Annotated in this window: 22 protein-coding genes and 1 pseudogene; 15 read left to right on the top strand and 8 right to left on the bottom strand. The window is 44.9% G+C overall.

Annotated features, from left to right (window positions below):
• Window position 1: 1 nt before the first annotated feature.
• The 5 genes and pseudogenes from HF974_07965 to HF974_07945 form a co-directional block, all read right to left on the bottom strand.
• Complete coding sequence (locus HF974_07965) at window positions 2–370, bottom strand: CBS domain-containing protein (protein MBC2698254.1); 369 nt, start codon at window positions 368–370, stop codon at window positions 2–4.
• A gap of 122 nt (window positions 371–492) precedes the next feature.
• Window positions 493–693: a hypothetical protein gene (locus tag HF974_07960; GenBank protein ID MBC2698253.1), complete on the bottom strand. Its 201-nt coding sequence runs from the start codon at window positions 691–693 to the stop codon at window positions 493–495.
• 108 nt (window positions 694–801) lie between these two features.
• Complete coding sequence (locus HF974_07955; protein ID MBC2698252.1) at window positions 802–1008, bottom strand: DUF2283 domain-containing protein; 207 nt, start codon at window positions 1006–1008, stop codon at window positions 802–804.
• Window positions 996–1322 (bottom strand): DUF4258 domain-containing protein, encoded by a 327-nt coding sequence (locus HF974_07950; protein MBC2698251.1) that lies wholly within the window; start codon window positions 1320–1322, stop codon window positions 996–998. Before HF974_07950 ends, HF974_07955 begins: the two co-directional genes overlap by 13 nt.
• A 27-nt stretch (window positions 1323–1349) precedes the next feature.
• A pseudogene (locus tag HF974_07945) lies at window positions 1350–1445 on the bottom strand (restriction endonuclease).
• 442 nt (window positions 1446–1887) lie between these two features.
• On the opposite strand from HF974_07945, the gene HF974_07940 reads away from it, so the two are divergent.
• The 5 genes from HF974_07940 (at window position 1888) to HF974_07920 (ending at window position 6857) form a co-directional block, all read left to right on the top strand.
• On the top strand, window positions 1888–3186 hold the full coding sequence (locus HF974_07940; protein ID MBC2698250.1) for a hypothetical protein: 1299 nt from the start codon (window positions 1888–1890) through the stop codon (window positions 3184–3186).
• Window positions 3187–3523: 337 nt separating this feature from the next.
• On the top strand, window positions 3524–4333 hold the full coding sequence (locus HF974_07935; GenBank protein MBC2698249.1) for a class I fructose-bisphosphate aldolase family protein: 810 nt from the start codon (window positions 3524–3526) through the stop codon (window positions 4331–4333).
• A 1-nt stretch (window position 4334) separates the two neighbouring features.
• Window positions 4335–5249, top strand: coding sequence for a dihydroorotate dehydrogenase (locus HF974_07930; protein ID MBC2698248.1), 915 nt, complete (start codon window positions 4335–4337; stop codon window positions 5247–5249).
• Window positions 5246–6073, top strand: a complete 828-nt coding sequence (locus HF974_07925; GenBank protein ID MBC2698247.1) for a dihydroorotate dehydrogenase electron transfer subunit — start codon at window positions 5246–5248, stop codon at window positions 6071–6073. The genes HF974_07930 and HF974_07925 overlap by 4 nt, the downstream gene beginning before the upstream one ends.
• A 43-nt stretch (window positions 6074–6116) precedes the next feature.
• Window positions 6117–6857: a fumarylacetoacetate hydrolase family protein gene (locus HF974_07920; GenBank protein MBC2698246.1), complete on the top strand. Its 741-nt coding sequence runs from the start codon at window positions 6117–6119 to the stop codon at window positions 6855–6857.
• Between the two features lie 117 nt (window positions 6858–6974).
• Here HF974_07920 and HF974_07915 read toward each other — a convergent pair whose 3' ends face one another.
• A complete protein-coding gene (locus tag HF974_07915; GenBank protein MBC2698245.1) occupies window positions 6975–8159 on the bottom strand; it encodes an AI-2E family transporter in 1185 nt (394 codons plus the stop codon).
• Window positions 8160–8247: 88 nt separating this feature from the next.
• Between HF974_07915 and HF974_07910 the strand changes: the two genes are divergently transcribed.
• The 4 genes from HF974_07910 (at window position 8248) to HF974_07895 (ending at window position 11086) form a co-directional block, all read left to right on the top strand.
• Window positions 8248–8892, top strand: a complete 645-nt coding sequence (locus HF974_07910; GenBank protein MBC2698244.1) for a histidinol phosphate phosphatase domain-containing protein — start codon at window positions 8248–8250, stop codon at window positions 8890–8892.
• A gap of 68 nt (window positions 8893–8960) precedes the next feature.
• Window positions 8961–9218, top strand: coding sequence for an H/ACA RNA-protein complex protein Gar1 (locus HF974_07905; GenBank protein ID MBC2698243.1), 258 nt, complete (start codon window positions 8961–8963; stop codon window positions 9216–9218).
• Between the two features lie 78 nt (window positions 9219–9296).
• On the top strand, window positions 9297–10310 hold the full coding sequence (locus tag HF974_07900) for a transcription initiation factor IIB (protein MBC2698242.1): 1014 nt from the start codon (window positions 9297–9299) through the stop codon (window positions 10308–10310).
• A 155-nt stretch (window positions 10311–10465) separates the two neighbouring features.
• Window positions 10466–11086: a LysE family transporter gene (locus HF974_07895; protein MBC2698241.1), complete on the top strand. Its 621-nt coding sequence runs from the start codon at window positions 10466–10468 to the stop codon at window positions 11084–11086.
• A 661-nt stretch (window positions 11087–11747) separates the two neighbouring features.
• On the opposite strand, the gene HF974_07890 is transcribed toward HF974_07895, so the two are convergent.
• Window positions 11748–12536 (bottom strand): serine/threonine protein phosphatase, encoded by a 789-nt coding sequence (locus HF974_07890; GenBank protein MBC2698240.1) that lies wholly within the window; start codon window positions 12534–12536, stop codon window positions 11748–11750.
• Between the two features lie 262 nt (window positions 12537–12798).
• On the opposite strand from HF974_07890, the gene HF974_07885 reads away from it, so the two are divergent.
• The 3 genes from HF974_07885 to HF974_07875 all read left to right on the top strand — a co-directional run bounded on the left by HF974_07885 (window position 12799) and on the right by HF974_07875 (window position 15105).
• Window positions 12799–13077, top strand: a complete 279-nt coding sequence (locus tag HF974_07885; protein ID MBC2698239.1) for a hypothetical protein — start codon at window positions 12799–12801, stop codon at window positions 13075–13077.
• A complete protein-coding gene (locus HF974_07880) occupies window positions 13078–13521 on the top strand; it encodes a type II toxin-antitoxin system VapC family toxin (protein MBC2698238.1) in 444 nt (147 codons plus the stop codon). It abuts the gene before it with no gap.
• 63 nt (window positions 13522–13584) lie between these two features.
• Window positions 13585–15105, top strand: a complete 1521-nt coding sequence (locus HF974_07875; protein MBC2698237.1) for an indolepyruvate ferredoxin oxidoreductase subunit alpha — start codon at window positions 13585–13587, stop codon at window positions 15103–15105.
• Between the two features lie 54 nt (window positions 15106–15159).
• Here the strand turns inward: HF974_07875 and aksA are convergent, their stop codons facing one another.
• Window positions 15160–16320 (bottom strand): homoaconitate hydratase, encoded by a 1161-nt coding sequence (gene aksA / locus HF974_07870; protein ID MBC2698236.1) that lies wholly within the window; start codon window positions 16318–16320, stop codon window positions 15160–15162.
• Window positions 16321–16528: 208 nt separating this feature from the next.
• Between aksA and HF974_07865 the strand changes: the two genes are divergently transcribed.
• The 3 genes from HF974_07865 to HF974_07855 all read left to right on the top strand — a co-directional run.
• Window positions 16529–17770 (top strand): 3-isopropylmalate dehydratase large subunit, encoded by a 1242-nt coding sequence (locus tag HF974_07865; protein ID MBC2698235.1) that lies wholly within the window; start codon window positions 16529–16531, stop codon window positions 17768–17770.
• Window positions 17771–17833: 63 nt separating this feature from the next.
• A complete protein-coding gene (locus tag HF974_07860; GenBank protein MBC2698234.1) occupies window positions 17834–18121 on the top strand; it encodes a signal recognition particle protein Srp19 in 288 nt (95 codons plus the stop codon).
• A 611-nt stretch (window positions 18122–18732) separates the two neighbouring features.
• On the top strand, window positions 18733–20238 hold a 1506-nt coding region (locus HF974_07855; protein ID MBC2698233.1), incomplete at its 3' end, for a hypothetical protein.

Genomic DNA, 20238 nt, shown 5'->3' with positions numbered 1-20238 from the left:
CTTACAGCGTCAGTTGCCTGATGATATCACTGGCACTTAGAATACCCACAGGACGGTCTGATGCCCCCATACCTTGTTCGGATAGTATGATCAGTCTGTGAATACGTGCGTCCAGCATGACTTTGGAAGCATTTTCCAGATCAGTGGAAGGGCTAATCGATTTTAACGAAGTCGTCATTATTGCTTCGGCAGTGTTATCCAGCAGTGATTTATCGACAACTACATGCAACATGTCCATTTCTGTGATAAATCCCATAATTTCCCCGTTATGGTCTGTAACTGCTACGCCAGAAACGTCCTGGTCAACCATTATTTTTGCAACTTCTCTGAGGGTGATATCCATGGGAACCGAAGTTACCCCCCTTGTCATAATGTCTCTTAATAAAATGTTATTTTTCATCATTGTTTTTCAACCTAATATGTTATTATCATCTTTAGGATAAATACTTTTTTTAAATTATTAAAAGTGAATAACTACTATTTCTTCCTCAGTCAGCCCAAGAATGCTTTTATCTCAGCATTCTTCTCCTTGTTCATGTCTATCATGCGCTCTGCCAGATGTGCGAGCAGGTCGTGTACCACATCGCTCTCCTCCGGCTTGGCACCCAGCCGCTCACCTACGAAGTCCAGCAGGAGGGCGAGCTCTGCGGGTGTGTCCAGGTATTGGGTGTAGAGTGCTTTTGCCTCATCCACAAAGACGGTGCGGCGGTCGGCGTGGGTGGGAAGGAGATGCGGCTGATAATAATTTTAAGACGATTTTAGCAGATTTGAAAGTTTATTTTTTATATTTGCCATACAAATTTATGTGGCTGTTACTTCTATTGGTACATTTACATTTTTGTCAATGAGCAAATTTAGCTTTTCAAATCCAATTACCCTATTGTCCTTATCCTTTTTGAGTATCACTTCGTCTCCTGTTTCCTCACAGATGAATTCCTTTTCAGGTTCATCGAACCATACATCAAGTGTGTTTGATTCCCGGTTGATGATGACTTTTATTTTTTCCATATCTGGACACCTTCTTTTATTCTATCTGTGATGTAAGCTGTAATGATGAATCCTTGACTATTATTTGTTACTACACACATATGATAGTTCTTATTGTGGTATTTTATATTCCTGTAAAACATATGGACATTTTCATCTGTTTTACTCTGACGGATGAAATCTGGATTTTTCAACGTGTCAATTACATCAGATTCCATACCTTTTACTATTGGATGTTTCACAGTGATAATATATTCCCAGTAGTTTCTTGAGGTAGTAACTTTAAAACCAAGGGGTGTTGTCACCTCAAACATTAAATCATTAGGTTCTGTCATGACCACATCTCTTTATTATTTGTTTCTTCAGATGCTTTCCTCTACAATCTTTATTTCCTCATCGCTCAGCCCGTACAACCTGTAGACTATCTGGTCGATAAGCCTATCCGTAGCCTCGATTCTACCCATGAGTGGCTGCAATTTATCCCTCGATTCCTCATACCATTCCTGGAGGTTTCTGTAATTGGTCGGATTCTCAAGCATGGATTCATCAAGGTTCTTCCAGCTATCTCTTCTGCTGTCATAGATTTCCCTGGCCCGTGCAAATGCCTGACCCACGTCTTCATTCCACTCAGGGCTATCTTTAATAAGCGATTCAAGATAATGATTGGAAAACAGATTTCGATTTTGCAGATAATTAAGAGTCAATTGAGCCAATTTTACCACTAAAATTTTTTATATTAAGAACAAAATGAAACACAATAAGATTTGTGGTTTTATCGTCTATAATAATCTTGAAAAAGTATAAAACGAAAAGTCTTTCCAGAATGCACATATTGAAAAGTATTATGAATGATAGCAACAAAGAATCACGAACAATACACCGCTTGTTAAGGAAATCATAATGACAGCAGAAAAAAATAACCAACCCGTAGATTTCCCGTTAGATGAAAGATTGCGGTCTCTTGATAACACAGATCTATGCGACCTGGGAGAAAACCTGATGGAAAAAAAACCTGAATTATACCAGTTGATCCTGGAATGGTTCAAAGAAAAAAAACAAAAAACCGCACCAAAAACAGATGCGAATGGCGATCTGGCATCTTTAGATGATAACCTCTTGTTCGAATACTGGGAAGATGCCAGACGTATAATCTCAGAGTTTAATGGGTATGGCGGCGGACCAGAAGATGCTGAATACGAAGCATACGGTTACCTGAACAATATTTCTGAACTGATAGAAGTGGGAAATATAACTGCCAATGCCAAACTCGAATTTTTGGACGAAGCTTTTGAAGAATACAACTACCATAACTCTGGTTTTGATGATAGATTAATGGATATTTTCTTTGAAATCTGCCAGACAAAGGAAGAATGGGAATATTTAGTGAAAAAACTTGATGAGCACCCATCTAACTGGAGAAAAAAACTGATTATGAATATTCAGAAAAAATATCTTCACGATGACGAAGCTTACCTTAAAGAGCGCATGAAAAACCTTCAATATGGCATGGATTATTGGGACCTGGTTAAATATTATGATGAAAAGGGAGACTTGCCAAAAGCACTGGAAACGGCAGAAGAGGGCATATTAAAAGGTGAAGGAAGACTTACTGAGCTATTTGAATTCCTGTCAGAACACTTTGCCAAAAAAGGAGATACTTCCAACCTGGAGCGGATTGTACATACAGCATTATCCCGCCAAAGTGAAGAAAAGAATATGCTGGATCGGTTGTTTGTACATTATAAATTAATGGGAGACTACAAGAACGCAAAAGAAACTCTGCTGGAATCGTTTGGGTTTACCAGTTGGCATAGCAGCTATTATAATGAGTATAAGAGAATGAAAGAATTCCTGAAAGACCAGGACTGGAAATCCATCGAGCCTGAAATTGTCAATAAGATCAAAGAAAAAGACCTTAATGATTATTTGCGGATATGTCTGGACAAAAATATGAAAGAAACGGTCATCGAATCAATTTTAAATCAGGGCTCTCCCAGAGGCAGGCTGGGACTTTTAAATGATGATGGTTTTGATGAGTTTGCAGATAAATTGGAATACGATTTCCCTGAAAAGGTCATCAAGTATTACTGGCAAAAAGCCTATAGAAACATCCCGGGCGGGAATAGAAGAACTTACCAGGATGCAGCAAAAAACCTAAAAAAGGTAAAAAGTATCTACATGGATATCTTAAAAGATTAAATTGAGTGGACAGAACGTTTTTCATAGCTTAGATCAGAATTGAAGAATAGGCCCGCTTTTCTCGATGAAGTGAGACTATTGTAGCATAAATGGGAGACTTATTATTATTTCCTGGAACGGTTTATAACCACAGAGAAAACAATAACGTTCTGTGCTCTCTGTAGCAGATAATATAAACAATGACCAATACAGATTTTATTCCCCGACTTTTTTTAATGGATGCGTTATCTACATTTATCTGCAGTCCGAATTCTCATAAGTTTAGCGGGAGACAATATTCACTGGAATCTAAATAAATAAGTACAATCAGAACCTTGAATATTTCCAGGTGGAACACATGCAAACAAATGTCATAAGGTCTCTAAACATTGGGAAATTGGTACGGATGGAACGGATTTTTGACAGGGAAACTCTTCGGACAATCATTATTCCCATGGATCATGGTGTTGGTGCAGGTCCCATTAAAGGATTGACCGACCTGTCGAAAATGGTGAACAAAGTGGCAGAAGGCGGCGCCAATGCTGTACTGGGACACATGGGCTTACCCAAGTACGGCCACCGTGGTTACGGCAGGGATGTGGGACTGATCATACACCTGTCAGCGTCCACTTCACTGGGCCCTGACCCTAACCATAAGGTACTGGTCACATCAGTGGAAGAGGCAATAAAAGTGGGAGCAGATGCAGTATCGGTACATGTTAACATTGGTGCCGAGGATGAAGCAGAGATGTTGAAGGGACTGGGCATGATCGCCAGCAAATGCGATGAATGGGGTATGCCCCTTGTGGCAATGATGTATCCAAGGGGACCAAAGGTTGATTCCGAACATGATGTAGAGTACGTCAGGCATGCGGCCCGGGTAGGTGCCGAACTTGGCGCAGATATTGTCAAGACAAATTATACCGGTGACCCGGATTCATTCAGGGAAGTGGTTGACGGCTGTCCTGTACCAATAGTTGTAGCCGGAGGACCCAGGATGGAGACTGAGCGTGACCTTTTGCAGATGGTATATGATTCAATACAGTCAGGCGGGCGGGGTGTGGCAATAGGAAGGAACGTATTCCAGGCAGATGACCCGGCCGTTCTGGTAGGTAAAATTTCAAAGGTTGTGCATAACGGATATACAGTTGACGAGGTCTATGGATAGTATGTCCTCAACCGATCTTTCGATACAACTTACCGGGCTTGAACTGGAAACCCCGACCATACTGGCGGCAGGCGTTCTTGGCACCACAGGTGCCTCACTGAAACGTATGACTGGGGAAGGTGCGGGTGCTGTGGTCACAAAGTCCATAGGCTCCGAGCCTAAGGAAGGCCACCCGAATCCTACTATGCTCAAACTGGATTGTGGGTTCCTGAATGCAATGGGCCTGCCAAATCCGTCTTACAGGGATTTCAGGAAAGAACTTTCGATTGCCAGTGAAGGCGGTGTTCCTGTGATCGCCAGCGTTTTCGGGGCACATCCGGATGAGTTTGTAGAAATAATTATCGGACTCAAAGGTGCCAGTGCCTACGAATTAAATGTAAGCTGCCCCCATGCCAGTGGTTACGGAACTGTAGTTGGTACTGACCCGGTACTGGTGGAAGAGATCACCAGGGCTGCCAAACGGACAACCGATGTACCGGTGTGGGTCAAGCTCACCCCGAATGTCACAGATATAGTGGAGATCGGTGAGGCTGCGAGCAGGGGTGGAGCCGATGCTGTTGTTGCTATCAATACGGTACGGGGCATGGCTATAGATATCCATAGCGGGTATCCGATACTTGGCAACCTGTACGGTGGCCTTTCCGGCCCTGCAGTACGTCCGGTGGCTGTAAAATGCGTATATGACCTGTATAAAGCACTGGACATCCCTGTCATTGGTGTGGGAGGTATCGGAAGCTGGCAGGATGCAGTGGAGATGATGATGGCTGGGGCTTCGGCGGTACAGGTTGGCTCTGCCGTTCATGATAATGTTAATATTTTCAGTGAGATTACCAGTGGATTGTCCGCTTACCTGAAGGCCAATGATCATTGCCTGGACGATATAATCGGACTTGCCCACAGGAAGGTGGAACCGTGAGACCTGTAAATGTGATAATAACAGAGATTATCAGGGAGACCCCTACCATAATTACTCTCAGGACCGATATTGAACCGGATGCTGCACCCGGCCAGTTCGTAATGGTATGGGTTCGGGGCCTGGATGAAATCCCGATGGCCCTGTCACACCCGGGTAGCATCACTGTGCAGAGTGTGGGCAAGGCTACTGAGGCACTGTCACGGCTGGAAGTGGGCGATAGTATTGGCATCAGGGGGCCGTTCGGGAATGGATTTGAAGTGAAAGAAAAAGGGGACAGAGAAGAAAAAGAAGGTGACGGAGAAGAGGATGGGGCTGGGAAAGGTAATAAGATAATGATCATTGCAGGCGGTGTGGGTGGTGCACCCTTGCTGCCACTGGCGCTGCAAGCCCATTCAAGAGACCTGGATGTTACTACCCTGATAGGAGCCAGGACAGCGGATGAACTGCTTTTTGAGGAGCATTTCTTAAAATGCGGTGCGATCAGTATAGCTACTGACGATGGAAGTAAAGGTCATCACGGGTTTATAACAGGAGCAATGGAGCTGTTCAACCTGGCCGGGTTTGACCAGTTCTATATCTGCGGTCCGGAGTTGATGATGAAAAGCGTGCTGGATATTCTCCGGGCAGCAGGGCTTGAGGCAATGGCACAATTAAGTCTTCACAGGTATTTCAAGTGTGGTATCGGTGTATGCGGCGCATGTACCATTGATCCATCAGGTCTGAGGGTATGCAGGGACGGCCCGGTGTTAAGTGGTGATCTGCTCATTAAAAGTGAATTGGGAAAGTACCACAGGGATGCCACAGGAAAGAAGATAATGTTTTAAATATTTAGTTGATTTATTGTAGTGTGATAGGTAGTGTAATAATATGATAGGCAGATTCAGGTTTGGTGATGAGGTTTTCACCGGCACTGTAGAAGGTGAAAGAGTTGTCGTGGAACGGGGGATGTATTGTGATACTTATACCCTGGATGAATTGGAGGTACTACCCCCTGTGACACCTAGCAAGATCGTATGTGTGGGATTGAATTATATAGACCATGCCCGGGAACTGGAAATGAAACTGCCCGGTCATCCTATTATCTTCCTGAAACCTCCTTCTGCTATTATCGGGCATAGTGATATGATCGTCTATCCTCCTGAATCCCAGCATGTGGATTATGAAGCAGAACTGGCAGTTGTGATCGGTAAGAGGTGCAGGAACGTATCTGCCATGCAAGCAGGTGACGTGATACTGGGATATACTTGTTTTAACGATGTAACGGCTCGCGATATCCAAAAGGCAGATGGTCAGTGGACCAGAGCTAAGAGCTTTGATACTTTTGCCCCATTAGGTCCGTTTGTGGTCAGGGCTGAAAGTGTGGACATATCAACTGCATACATACGCTCCAGGGTCAACGGTCAGTTAAGGCAGGATTCCAGTGTAAATAATATGATTTTTGATATCCCGGCACTGATAGAATTTATATCCCATATCATGACACTGGAAAAGGGTGATGTCATAGCTACCGGCACGCCTGCGGGTGTGGGTCAGCTTTATCCAGGGGATACGGTGGAGATAGAGATAGAGAATGTGGGTACTTTGAAAAATGAGGTTGTTAAGCCCTAAACTTCATCATTTGGTTTTATTTTCAGTTTAGGTCTTATCTTCAGTTTAGGTTTTATCCACAGGTTGTGTTTTATCTTCAGTTTAGGTTTTATCCTCTGGTTGTGTTTTATCTTCAGTTTAGGTTTTATCCTCAGGTTGTGTTTTATCTCCAGGTTTGATTTCATCTCCGGGTTGAGTTTTATCTCCAAGTTGGTTTTCATCCTCTACTTGGGTCCCAGCCTTTTCTTCGATCTCCTGGTTTCCAGGTTTAGTTATTACCTCGAGTCCCGTATATGTCCTGTATAAAGCAAGCATGAAACCGTAAGCTGCAGGGCCGATTATTATCCCCATGGCACCGACCACGAACAGGGGGGCAGTAAAGGACAGCAGTGTTATGATTGGATGGATATTTCCACTTTGCATCATCAGTCTGGGCCTGATAATGTTGCCGGGAATGGTCTCAAGGAACAACCAGCCAAATATTACGATCACCACGGCTTTTACCGGTTCATTGACAATGTAATAATAGATGGCTGCCGGTACATAGAATGTGCCCGGTCCCACGATCGGCAGCAGGGCCAGGACTGCAATGACAGCGCCCCACATTATAGGATATGGTACACCGATAAGCATCAGGCCGATGCCGCCGATTATACCGGTCAACACGCAAACGATCAGGTAAACATTGAAAAGGCTGTTATATATACTGTTCAGGTGCTGCAGAAATTCCCTGATGATCTCTACCCTGTTGGAAGGCAGGATATGAATGAATGTCTCAACTATATTCTCGCCGTCGATGAGCAGGTAATAAAGTAAAAATATCACTACTCCCAGTTGCATGGCAAAGATCGCAATATTGGATATGAAATTCAATACAACATGCTGGGCAATGCTAATTATGAACAGTATGGCAGAAGATGCCGAACTGGAAAGATTGGACTTCATATTTTCCTGTATGGTATCCGGGATGTACTTGCCCATTAGTTCCATGCCATAATCTATCAGCATATTTATGTCGGTTTGCAGGACATCAGGCTGGAATTTTGCCAGTTCCGAGCCCAGGATAAATATGATGTTCAGGAACAAGCCTGTAAAAATCAATGCTACGATAGTGATGGTCAGGATCGCTGAGATCTGCCGGTTCTTGATCCTGGTAATTTTTCGAAGCTTTTTATCCAGGGGACGCAATATGAATGCGCCGAATATGCTCAATATGATCACATTTACGAATACCCATGAAAGATATATGATCAAGAGAGCAACTGCTATAACCACGATACCCACAATAAGAGTGAAACGTTTTCTGTCCAGCGGGCCAGTCATAACTTATAAATGATTCTACTGATTCAAAAGTTTTTCTAATGCTTTTACGATAAGTATAAAATGAATTATGATATAAATGGAAATGACAATGATAGATCTTCATACCCATTCAATATTCAGCGACGGTGAACTGCTTCCAAGCGAACTTGTTCGCAGGGCCGTGGTCCATGGCTATACTGCCATTGCAATTACGGACCATGTAGATTTCACTAATATCGAGCATGTACTTTCCGGGATCAAGAAAGCCAGGTATCTTGAAGAGGTATGGGATATCCAGGTACTTGCAGGAGTTGAGATAACCCATGTGCCCCCGCAGAAGATACAGGCATTGGTTGATCTTGCACGTGAACTGGGCTCTGAGATAGTTGTGGTACACGGGGAAACACTTGTCGAGCCTGTGCTGACCGGGACGAACAGGGCTGCTATCGAGGCAGGGGCCGATATACTGGCGCACCCGGGATTGATCTCTAAGGAGGATGCACTACTGGCAGCAGATGTTGGGGTATGCCTGGAGATCTCCGCACGCTGCGGGCATAACCGGGCCAACGGTCATGTGGTAAGAATAGCTGAAGAGGTTGGGGCAGATATGATAGTTAGTACCGATTCCCATTCACCAGGGGACCTGGTCACTGATGGTGAGGCGCTTAATATCGCTATGGGTGCAGGGTTAAGTGAAAAACATGCACAAGAGGTATTGTTTTCAAAACCTTTAAGTCTGTTAAATATCAGATAATATAGTACTTGCGATAACTTTATATAATATCGCTAGCATATTTATGTTACTTTTGTTGAGGTGTATTATTGAAAATATTAGGAACGGTTTTACATACTTCAAGTCATAAAAACTTAATCGTCAGAGGGGATAAAACAAACAAGACTGGTAATAAGAAGTTATTCAGGATAAATAACCTGGTCTTTGACAGGAGAAAAACGAAGATCGGAAAGGTCAATGATGTGTTCGGACCTGTGGACCAACCGTATTTTTCAGTGAGAGTTTTTAAGAATGTGGCCGGAGAAAATCTGAGGGGTTTCAAAGGCAAGCACGTATATGTGAAATAATTGCAAAATGGTTGCAGTTTTTCACATGAATGACAATATTATATTAATAATAAGATTGAAGCAGAGGGATTAGTAATAATGGCTGAATTAGAAAAAGAAAAAGAAGTTGAGAGATCTGAGAGAAGTAAAATACGTGAGAGTATAAAGCTCAGAAAGGAAAAGGAAAAGGTCGGAGCATTCGAGAAGCCTACTCTGGAATGTCCCGAGTGCGGTAGCCGCAGTCTGGTACAGGATTATGAGCGGGCGGAACTTGTGTGTAATGATTGCGGTCTTGTGGTCGATTCCGAGTTCATTGACCAGGGACCGGAATGGAGAGCGTTCGACCACGACCAGCGTATGAAGAGAAGCAGGGTGGGCGCGCCCATGACCTATACCATTCACGACAAGGGCCTGTCAACCATGATCGACTGGCGAAACCGCGATTCTTACGGTAAATCAATATCATCAAAAAGCAGGGCCCAGCTGTACAGGCTACGAAAATGGCAGCGTCGCATCAGGGTCAGCAATGCTACTGAGAGGAATTTAGCCTTTGCATTATCAGAACTGGATAGGATGGCCAGTGCACTGGGCCTGTCCCGGAATGTGCGGGAAACTGCGGCTGTGGTCTACCGCAAGGCTGTTGACATGAACCTGATCAGGGGCCGGAGTATTGAGGGTGTGGCTGCTTCTGCACTGTATGCAGCCTGCAGGCAGTGTAATGTGCCAAGGACGCTGGACGAGATCGCTGAAGTATCCAGGGTCAGCCGTAAGGAGATCGGCCGTACATACCGGTTCATTTCCAGGGAACTGGGCCTGAAACTCATGCCTACGTCACCTATTGACTATATCCCAAGGTTCTGCTCTGGCCTGAACCTGCATGGTGAAGTGCAGTCCAAGGGTGTGGAGATCCTGAGGCAGGCGGCAGAGAAGGAACTCACCTCCGGACGTGGACCTACTGGTGTGGCTGCGGCTGCTATCTATATATCCAGCATCCTGTGCGGCGAGCGCAGGACCCAGCGTGAAGTGGCAGAAGTAGCTGGTGTCACGGAAGTGACTATCCGAAACAGGTATAAGGAACTTGCAGAACAACTGGATATTGAGATAATACTGTAAAGATATTGCAAGGATGGGCATTTTTTTATGCCTGTCCAATCCCGGATGTTGGTAGCGTGGATAAAATATATATCAAGAAGACTCTTGATCATATCAAACACGATATCATGTCATTCACATCCGGGAAATAAACTTTTTTTACAGGATTTCGGGTAATGTTAGAAATACTAAAAATGCTGGGCATCGGTTTTAGTGTTGGATTGACCGGTGCACTTGTACCCGGACCTATGCTCTTTGCTACTATCGAAACTTCCCTGAAGAAAGGCTGGACAAGCGGTCCCCTGGTTGTATCGGGCCATGCCCTGGTCGAGGTTATGTTATTTATCTTTATAGTGGCCGGGTTTTCAACCCTGGCAACCCAAGGTGCCATTCTCTGGATATCTGTTATCGGAGGTGCGGTACTGGTTATGTTCGGTATCTTAACTTTCAAGGAAGGGAAACATGCCACCTTTTCGGGGGACAGTAGTGTGTTTAAGAGCCCATTTGCTGCCGGTGTGATCACGTCGGTATCCCATCCGTATTTCTGGCTGTGGTGGCTGACAGTAGGGACGGGGCTGGTTCTTATGGGGCTTGAGACCAGCCTGTTTGCTGCTTCTATATTCCTGTTGGGTCACTTTATGGCAGACCTGGGCTGGTACACTTTCGTGTCTACTGCGATAAGCAGGGGGAGGTCGCTTATGTCTGAGGGGACTTATCAACGAGTGCTGATGGGGTGCGGTGGTTTTTTGGTGGTGTTCGGGGTGTGGTTCATGATGAGCCAATTGAATCTTTATTAAGCAATCCTGAACTTGATGTATACATTATAACCTGCTGCCCGACCTGTGCACCTGATAAGCAGCCATTTTAGAATATTTTGAAGAGGCTTCCCAATTTTCGGGTTATCTGAAAGAATTTCAAGTCTCTTTTTCACATGACCGTAACGAACTTTATCATTTTTAAACAATTTTTGCAATTATTTCTGAACCCTCGGGTGTACAATAATCTTGTAAATCATTGTTCTATGCTACTAAAGAGATCGTCCATGCTTTCGAACTCAAGACACTTGCCTTTTGTAATTTCATTGTTTGCGGTATTTACTATACTCCCAAATGACCGATAGGTCCCTCCACTTCCCACACTATATATTCAGGTATACCACCGGCGGGGCCTGGAGCATTGTGAGCAGCATGGTGGACAGGGGGTGACACGGAATCCAGAACAAGGACATGTCTATTTCGGGCATCTGGAGAGGGAGCGGCCCTGCCTCACAAGTCTACCGAAAGGATAATGGTACGTTTATCAGCGGTTCGAATTCTCCCATAATTATCCTATATATCTGGCGGGAGACTATAAATTGAATTTGGCAGGTTGTTTTCAAGTAGGCCATAAGATCAGTTCATACGAACCTATCCCGGATTAAATCTCCTATATTACAGGCAAATCTCTTGCGGCACCAACCTAACCAAACATAACCACCTCTATATCCCCACCTTCCTCAACAACCCCAACCGCCCCTAAATTCCCCCTCCCACAATGATCCGGGACCGAAAACAGCGACAACAACCTCCCTCCAAACCACCATCGGTATCCCTCCTCAAGTATCATGTGCCCCCTGACCATCCGCTCCAGTCCATTGACCCTGAGAAACTCATCAAAAACATCCTCGCCAAAGGTTCGCATCCGGAGTCCCCTGGGTGACTGATTGATCCCGCTCTCTCCGGACGGGTCGTTCCATACGAACGGATACGTATCCTTCTTAGTGATCTCCGGGAGTTTCACAGGTCCCGGGATGCCACCATGGACGCAGAATGTGTGGTTCGAGATCACAGCAGCAACCGGCATGTCATCAAAGACCTGGTTGATCCTGGCATACAGGTCTTCATCGAAATCCAGGTCCCTGAACAGCCCCTCGAACCGGTTCGTTTCCCTTAGTTCATGGTTACCACGCAAAAGGATGACCTTATCAGGCTCCTTGATCTTTAGGGAGAACAGCCACTCAAGAACATCCAGCGATGCAGGACCCCGGTCAATATAATCACCCAGGAAGATCACGGTATCACATCCAAGGTCAGTACGTTTGCGAAGAGCGAGACGCAGGGCATCCAGGTCGCCGTGCAGGTCTGCTACAATGAGGATTGGAGTGGAGGCAGAGGTGTGGATCACTGCAGGTTCAAAGTAGAGTATTTCGCTAATTTTAGGCAGGATGCTGAATAGTTTGCGTTTGATTATTGGAACTTGGATCACCATTTTGAATAATTAATCAAATATTTCCATTCACATAAATGTTATCGTTTCGTTCATCATTTCAAATCTCGTTATATTGAAGAGGCTGCATCACCAATTTCATCCATATTCGGATTTTTCGATTTATTTTTATATCGGGACTTTATGAAACAGTATTCGTTATGCGGTTGGATTTACTTGGAGTACATCCGGTTATACCAGATATACTGTCAAGAAATTATATGTAACAATACTACAATGTAGCATATACCACGAGGCAAATTAAATGTCAACTATTCCAACACGTATACCAATAAGAACAAAAAACAGAATAGAAAAAATGCAGTCCAGATTAAGACTCAGGAATTTAAAGTTGACACAGCAGCAGTTAATTGACGATGCTGTCGAATATGCCAGTGCCCACGAAGATGACTTTATTGCTCACATATCAAGGCCAGAAACACCAATTGAAGACGATGCTTTGTGGGAATTAATGCACAATCCTGTTGACATGGGTAAAACCGACGCTAAAAAAATAGATGAATATCTTTACGGCGGTGAATAATTGTCAATATTTATTGATTCGTGCGTATTCTTTGGCGTGAATTCAAAAAATGATGCTCACCATGCTGAAGCAGTACATTTGTTGAAATTTGCATTGAGCGGCAGGGGTGGAACCGTTTATACATCAGATTACGTGTTTGATGAAACGGTAACTCTTGCACGTGTCAGAACACGGAATGCTGAAATTTCATTAACGATCGGAAAAGCGATCATTGAATCCCCGCGGGTAATATTGTTAAGGGTGGACGAAGAAGTATTCAACAAATCATGGGATATTTTCAACGAATATTGCAGCAGGGGTTTAAGTTTTACAGATTGCACTTCGATCGCTCTTGTAAAAACGTATGATATAGATACAATTCTTAGTTTTGATTCTCGTTTCGATGGCATAATTAACCGGAATATCTATGATCATAGCGATGTCCTGCCCGCTGTTAGCCAATAGATTCTTGATATTCCAATATTGAAGCTTTCTAAGAACCATCCTTAAATATCAACACTCATAAATATGCCACCAATGTCAGAACCTATTACCGGCTCACATGCCCTGGTGTTCGGCGCACTTGATTCAGGTATCTCTCTTGCAACCGGGGTTCCGGGCTATCCAATTACCGGCATAATGAAACTACTGCTCGGGTCCGGTGTGGATGCCCGTTGGTCCATTAACGAAAAAGTCGCACTGGAAGCGGCACTCGGTGCTTCGGCCACAGGCCGGCGTTCACTGGTCACAGTCAAGCACGTAGGAATGAACATACTCGCCGACCCGCTCATCACTTCGGCTACTCACACCATAGGGGCCGGCCTGGTGATACTGACAGGTGACGACCCGGGCGTGAAGCAGAGCCAGAACGAACAGGATTCCCGGTATTACGGCCTGCTGGCAGAAGTGCCGGTGCTTGACCCGTCGGGCCCGGAGGCAGCATATAATTCGATGCGACGCGCATTCCTGCTGTCTGAAAAGGTACGCACGCCTGTGATCATACGCTTGACAGACAGGTTGAACAGTATGGAGGAGGCAGTAAAGAGAACTCCAGCCGCCACTGGTGATTTTCAAAAGTTTGACCGGGACACCTGGACCTTTACAATGAAAGGAAAACACCAGCGGTTCCATTGTGAAACATACCCGCTAATGGAAAAAGAGAGTACAATGGCAGGTACACACAGGCTTTACCAGCGTGGCAAAGGCATTGGTATCATCTCTTCAGGTTATCTCTCAAGCTTGGTAGAAATGATCATCTCTGCTGACAGATTCAGGAATATCTCACACCTGGCATTGACCCAGGTGAACCCGCTTCCAAGACCCATCATTAACAAGTTCATTGCGCAACATTCAAGGATACTGGTGATCGAGGAGACCGAACCTGTTATTGAAGAGCAGATATACTGTAGTGGGGTGCTTGGCAAGCTCACCGGGCATACAGGATATGGTATAATCGAAGCCAGCGACATTATTCTGGCACTGGAAAACATTGACATGGACAAGATCAGCAGGATGTGCGAACCTGAGACAAGAAAAAGCCGTGGTTTAACGTCCACCACAGGTGGACTTTCTAAAAACACGTGTGAAGATTGTCCGTACCTGGGACTATATGAGGTACTTGGCAGCCTCGATGTGCCTGTGGCTGGTGACCTTGGGTGTTCGGTAAGGACTGCACCGCCGCCTATGGAAGTAGTGGATATAGCCTATTCCCTGGGTTCTTCCATTGCCACGGCAACAGGATTTGCTGAAAAGGGGATTGCACTTGTAGGTGACTTCGGTCTTGTACACACAGGGCTGCAGGGGCTTATCGAGGCCGTACACCATCATAAGAGTGTACTTGTAGTTGTACTCCAGAATAATATTGCAGCCCTCACCGGTGGGCAGGACGTACCTGATATGACCAATGTCGTACAGACCCTTGTACCGGATACACTGATACTTGACATCAGGAATACATGGGAGGATGAACTGGCCACGATAATAAAAACAGAACTTGGAAAAGATGGTGTTTCAGTAATGTTGGCCCGGGCAACGTGCACAAAGTATTAAAATCAGTTATTATCCGGTTATCAATTGGTCATTATCCGGCCATTATACCTTCTATCATCCTGCTATAATTTCCTGGATAAAATCGTCAAGGCGTTTGCAGGGTATACCCCTCTTGGCATGGGTGCAGTCCTTCACCTTTTCAAGCAGGTCGCATAACTGGTCATGGTTCAGGTCATAACCCATCGTATGGATGATTCCCTTCAATGCCTTGGTACCAGTATGCTTGCCAATGATCAGGCTTCGCTTACCTCCCACCAGTTCAGGAGAGAACAGTTCATATGTGCTGGGCTCTTCCAGGATTGCGGCCACGTGGATACCGCTCTCATGGGCAAAAGCATGTTCACCCACCACCGCCTTATTCTTTGCCATTTTTACCCCGGAATATTCCACTACCATTCTTGACAGCCTTGTTAAATCTGTGGTATTATACCGCTCAATGCCGTACTGGACCATCAATGCCATAAGTAACTCTTCCAGTGAAGCATTACCTGCTCTCTCCCCCAGACCGTTGACAGTAGTATGGAGCTGTTTAGCTCCTGCTTCTGCAGCAGCGATGGTGTTGGCAGTAGCCATCCCTAAGTCATTATGGCAGTGAATACAGATATCGGCATTTATCTCTTTTTTTATCTCACTGACAAGATAATATGTTGTACTGGGATTCAATATCCCTACTGTATCTGCTATACTTAAATAATCGGCATGCCGTTCTTCTGCCATCTTGAACACACTTTTCAAGACATTTATATCCGTACGTGTTGCATCTTCAGCAGCAAACCTTACCGTAAGCCCGTGATCTTTGGCATATTCCAGGGCATCAAATGCGCATAGTGTAGCTTCAGCACATGTCTTATGGTACTTATATTTCAAATGAAGGTCAGACGTGGCAATGAATATGCTTACGATATCCACATCGCAACCTATGGCAACATCAATATCCGGTATCACAGAACGGGATAAGCAGCAGATCTTTGCATTAAGACCCATATTTGCAATCTCCCTTACAGTATCCCGCTCAACGTGGGATACTACTGGAAATCCGGCTTCGATTATTTCTACACCGATATTATCTAGTCCCTGAGCTATATTTTTCTTTTCATTCAGGGTAAAGGCTGTACCTGGTGTCTGTTCACCATCCCTTAAGGTTACATCACATATCTCTATGTCACCTGGTTTTTTTCCAACAAGGTCGACCAGTTTGTTTCTGGAATACTGCATTTGTTTTCACCTGACGAGTAGGGGTATTTATTCAATCCCATGATAAGTAAGTTTTTCGACAATACAATTGTTATTTGTAATCGATATGTTCAATACATATCTCAAGAAAATGCTCACTAAGTTCGCATTTTCTAAACCTACGGGAAAGTATACTTTCCTATACGTAAATAAAACTATCAATCCTAACAGAAGACCGGAGTTAACGCCTTTGGCAACAATAAGTGAAAAAATATTTAGCAGGGCATCGAAATCTGATGCCCGTGCCGGTGATTTTGTGATTGCCGATGTAGACTGTGCAATGGCACACGACGGCACCAGCGTACTGGCAGTAAAGGCATTCAGGGAGATGGAAGTGCAGAAAGTCTGGGACCCGGCACGGATAGTGATCCCGTTTGACCATATTGTGCCTGCAAGTACTGATGTGGCTGCCAACCTGCAGCATGACATCCGGCAGTGGGTGCAGCAGCAGGGCATCCCGAACATGTATGATGTGGGTGAAGGTATCTGCCACCAGGTGTTACCTGAGCAGGGATTTGCCCTTCCCGGCAGGCTGATAGTGGGTGCAGATTCCCATTCATGTACCTACGGTGCCTTTGGCGCATTCGGTACAGGTGTGGGTGCCACTGATATGGCCGAGATATTTGCATCTGGCAGATTGTGGTTCCGTGTCCCTCAGACCATGAGGATCACTATTGAAGGAAAAATGGCAGAGCGAGTGTCTGCAAAGGACCTGACACTACATGTGATCAAGCATGTAGGTGCTGATGGTGCGACCTACAAGGCCATGGAATATTATGGTAATGCCATTGAGGAGATGAGCATTTCGGGCAGGATGACGCTGTGCAATATGGCTATTGAGATGGGGGGGAAGGCAGGGATCGTGCCACCTGATAAAAAGACCGGGGAGTTCCTCAAAGGGCGGGCCATAGATGCCTATACTCCTGTATATGCAGATGAAGCTGCTGATTATATTGAAGAGATCAATCTGGATATTGATGGCCTGGCTCCACAGGTGGCAAAACCCCACAGTGTTGATAATGTGTGTGATGTGGATGAAGTGGCAGGGATCAATGTGGACCAGGTCTTTATCGGTTCATGCACCAACGGCCGGCTGGAGGACCTGGAAGCGGCAGCCCGGATACTAAAGGGAAAAAAGGTGGCTGTTCGTACTGTGGTCATACCTGCTTCAAGGACTGTGCTGCTTGAGGCTATTGAGATGGGATATATCTCCAGTATTATCGAAGCTGGAGCTACATTGGGACCACCGGGCTGCGGGCCATGCCTGGGTGCCCATCTGGGTGTGCTGGCAGAAGGTGAGGTGTGCGTGTCTACGTCCAACCGCAACTTCAAAGGCAGGATGGGGAAGGGGGGACTGCTGTATCTTGCCTCTCCTGAAACTGCGGCTGCATCGGCTTTGAAAGGCGAGATTGCAGATCCAAGGCTGGTTTGATGGTCATAGCTCGCACGTTTGATGTAAAAACGTTCATGTCATATTAATGATATAACTGGTGTTATGCTCAGAGACAAGGATAAGTATGTGATATGGCCTGCTTATATTGATAAAGGCAATAGTATAAGCGGTGGGCGTGTCATACCAAGGAAGATATCGATCACCTCGCCTGAGTTGAAGGAGATCGTGCAGGCTGCAAAGGAACTGGGGCTAAACCCTACGGTGGAAAGGGATAAGGCTTACCCGAAATCATGGTGGAAGGTCAGCGGACGGGTGCTGGTGGATAAGAAGGGGGTTAAGTCCGGGATTGTGAGGGAGATCGCAAGGAAGATTGGGGGGATGCGCGGGTGATCTAGGTCTGTTTTTTTGCAACAGTTTTCTTCAAATAGCTGAAAAAATAACGACTTGAATGGATAATCCGGACACACACAAGCATTATTTGAAAAGAAACTGGAAGATATTGTCGATAAATTAAATGGTTTTGATGAATTGAAGATGCCTGTGACTTACATCAAAAATGGTCTTGGTTGCTGGTATACATGTATTCGATATCCAGGAATGGAACCGACAAATAATCTCGGTGCGCAAGCTATACGAGAACTATAATTGAGCTAAATAAATACTATAATTTTTTTTTATTTTTCGATTTAAAGGTTAATTTAGCCTTCTTTTTATAAGATTTATGAACATATGGGGAAGTATTTACTTTCTTGTGGGCTTAGAAAATGCGAACGAAGTGAGCATTTTCCTGATTGTTGGACAGCCCATATATATATATTTATTCAAAAATCACAGAGTTTATGATGATGAGTATGCGCATCATTATAAATTATATGGTAGTTTATATAAAAAACATTATATACTAGTAAATGCTAAATATATAATTGTGGAAATATAATTTGGTATTGAACTATTACAAAAAAGTAAGTTCACACACCTGAATATATAATAGGAGATAAGTTATGAACACCATTATTGGAAATTTATTAGCTAAAGCAATAACGGCACTGGCTATTATGCTTGGAGTATTGAGTAATAGACTAACGAATAGCATTATAGCGTTTCTGCGACCCGGACATAGAAAGCCTGTAGTACTTCTGGGGCTATTACTGATGTTAAGCGTGCTGACGCCAGGAGCACTTGCCGACACCTGTATGGATGATGTATCCCCTCTTGACGGTCTCGTGTGTACTGCCAATGACGTTCGTGTCTCCCATTATAATGTTATTGACGGGCCAACATCGGTCATAGCAGGCGAACCCATGACGGTCACATTACAAGCCGAATTGGTAGCTGGTGCAAGTGAACGCTACGACATAGGTTTTTTCGTGGCATTGGATGGTGGGGATGCCTTGAACGGCAGTTGCTTCAGGGAATTCCTGCTTCCTCCGCTCTGCCCTAGAAATGAGTCCCCAAATTGCACCTATAACCCGATCAACGGACCGTTCTATAATGCGGAATACGAGGAAGACATTAACGACACATGTGGGGACCTGGAACAAGGGGTGACGACTTATAGAAACTTGACCCCGATTACCATCATTGCTCAAGACTCAGATGGCGATGGTATCGCCGATGTCGGTACCTGCGTGTCCTGGGATATCCAGACATCTGATGGGTCAGTTAATAAGCCCAGTTGCACTTGTATAGACGATACCCTTCCGGGTACGAAGTCAAAGTGTAGATGTGAGGCAGTCCGGATTGGGAACATCACAGTCTTAGGACAGATCATCGTTGACAAGGTGACCGATCCATCAGAAGATCCGCAAAGCTTCAATTTCAATTTAACAGGTGGTCCTAGCAATGTAGACGTCTCCTTCAGTCTGACAGACCAGAATGCGCCTTTTGAGAGTGATGGCCTGGAAAGTGGCATTTATAATGTTACTGAATTATTGCCTGAATACTGGGAACTGACCAGCGCCACATGCGATGATGGTAGCGATCCTAACGCCATTGACCTGGGTTCGGGCGAGATAGTTACCTGTACATTTACTAATACGAAGGTCTTTGTGCCAGATCCGTCATTGACCATAGAAAAAACCTACGAGTGGATTGTTGATGCCGATGGCTCGGGTGACATATCGGCTGGTGACACGATCCGGTACACATACTTGGTGAATAATACCGGTAATGTGAATCTGACTAATGTGACACTCGAAGACCACAACCAGCATAGTGCTGTAACTATTGCTGTGACTTTAACTGATTTAGCAGGCGACGGAGTGGGCTTACTAGCGGTGGGTGACAGTGAGACAGGTACACTGGACTATGTGGTGCCGTCGTCCGCTCTTGGTCTGACCATAATCAATGTAGCTACTGCAGACAGTGACCAGACCGGACCGGAGACAGATTCGGTGAGCATCCCGGTCCCGTCACCATCAAAGACAATTGAAAAGATCCTGTTGTCGAATGCTGATGAAGACGGATCAGGTGATGTCAGTGTAGGCGATACGCTCACCTACCAGATC

The organism is ANME-2 cluster archaeon, from assembly GCA_014237145.1.
Classification (GTDB): Archaea; Halobacteriota; Methanosarcinia; order Methanosarcinales; family Methanocomedenaceae; genus Methanocomedens_A.
The sequence above is the reverse complement of the archived record's forward strand: the minus strand, read 5'-3'. Positions and strand labels throughout refer to the sequence as shown.

What these genes read in the sequence shown, in the direction of transcription:
- HF974_07875 (MBC2698237.1), top strand. Translation starts at nt 13,585, where the DNA reads ATGCCACCAATGTCAGAACCTATTACCGGCTCACATGCCCTGGTGTTC.
- HF974_07900 (MBC2698242.1), top strand. Translation starts at nt 9,297, where the DNA reads ATGGCTGAATTAGAAAAAGAAAAAGAAGTTGAGAGATCTGAGAGAAGT.
- HF974_07885 (MBC2698239.1), top strand. Translation starts at nt 12,799, where the DNA reads ATGTCAACTATTCCAACACGTATACCAATAAGAACAAAAAACAGAATA.
- HF974_07955 (MBC2698252.1), bottom strand. Translation starts at nt 1,008, where the DNA reads ATGGAAAAAATAAAAGTCATCATCAACCGGGAATCAAACACACTTGAT.
- HF974_07895 (MBC2698241.1), top strand. Translation starts at nt 10,466, where the DNA reads ATGTTAGAAATACTAAAAATGCTGGGCATCGGTTTTAGTGTTGGATTG.
- HF974_07915 (MBC2698245.1), bottom strand. Translation starts at nt 8,159, where the DNA reads ATGACTGGCCCGCTGGACAGAAAACGTTTCACTCTTATTGTGGGTATC.
- HF974_07890 (MBC2698240.1), bottom strand. Translation starts at nt 12,536, where the DNA reads ATGGTGATCCAAGTTCCAATAATCAAACGCAAACTATTCAGCATCCTG.
- HF974_07965 (MBC2698254.1), bottom strand. Translation starts at nt 370, where the DNA reads ATGACAAGGGGGGTAACTTCGGTTCCCATGGATATCACCCTCAGAGAA.
- aksA (MBC2698236.1), bottom strand. Translation starts at nt 16,320, where the DNA reads ATGCAGTATTCCAGAAACAAACTGGTCGACCTTGTTGGAAAAAAACCA.
- HF974_07920 (MBC2698246.1), top strand. Translation starts at nt 6,117, where the DNA reads ATGATAGGCAGATTCAGGTTTGGTGATGAGGTTTTCACCGGCACTGTA.
- HF974_07940 (MBC2698250.1), top strand. Translation starts at nt 1,888, where the DNA reads ATGACAGCAGAAAAAAATAACCAACCCGTAGATTTCCCGTTAGATGAA.
- HF974_07950 (MBC2698251.1), bottom strand. Translation starts at nt 1,322, where the DNA reads ATGACAGAACCTAATGATTTAATGTTTGAGGTGACAACACCCCTTGGT.
- HF974_07860 (MBC2698234.1), top strand. Translation starts at nt 17,834, where the DNA reads ATGCTCAGAGACAAGGATAAGTATGTGATATGGCCTGCTTATATTGAT.
- HF974_07930 (MBC2698248.1), top strand. Translation starts at nt 4,335, where the DNA reads ATGTCCTCAACCGATCTTTCGATACAACTTACCGGGCTTGAACTGGAA.
- HF974_07935 (MBC2698249.1), top strand. Translation starts at nt 3,524, where the DNA reads ATGCAAACAAATGTCATAAGGTCTCTAAACATTGGGAAATTGGTACGG.
- HF974_07910 (MBC2698244.1), top strand. Translation starts at nt 8,248, where the DNA reads ATGATAGATCTTCATACCCATTCAATATTCAGCGACGGTGAACTGCTT.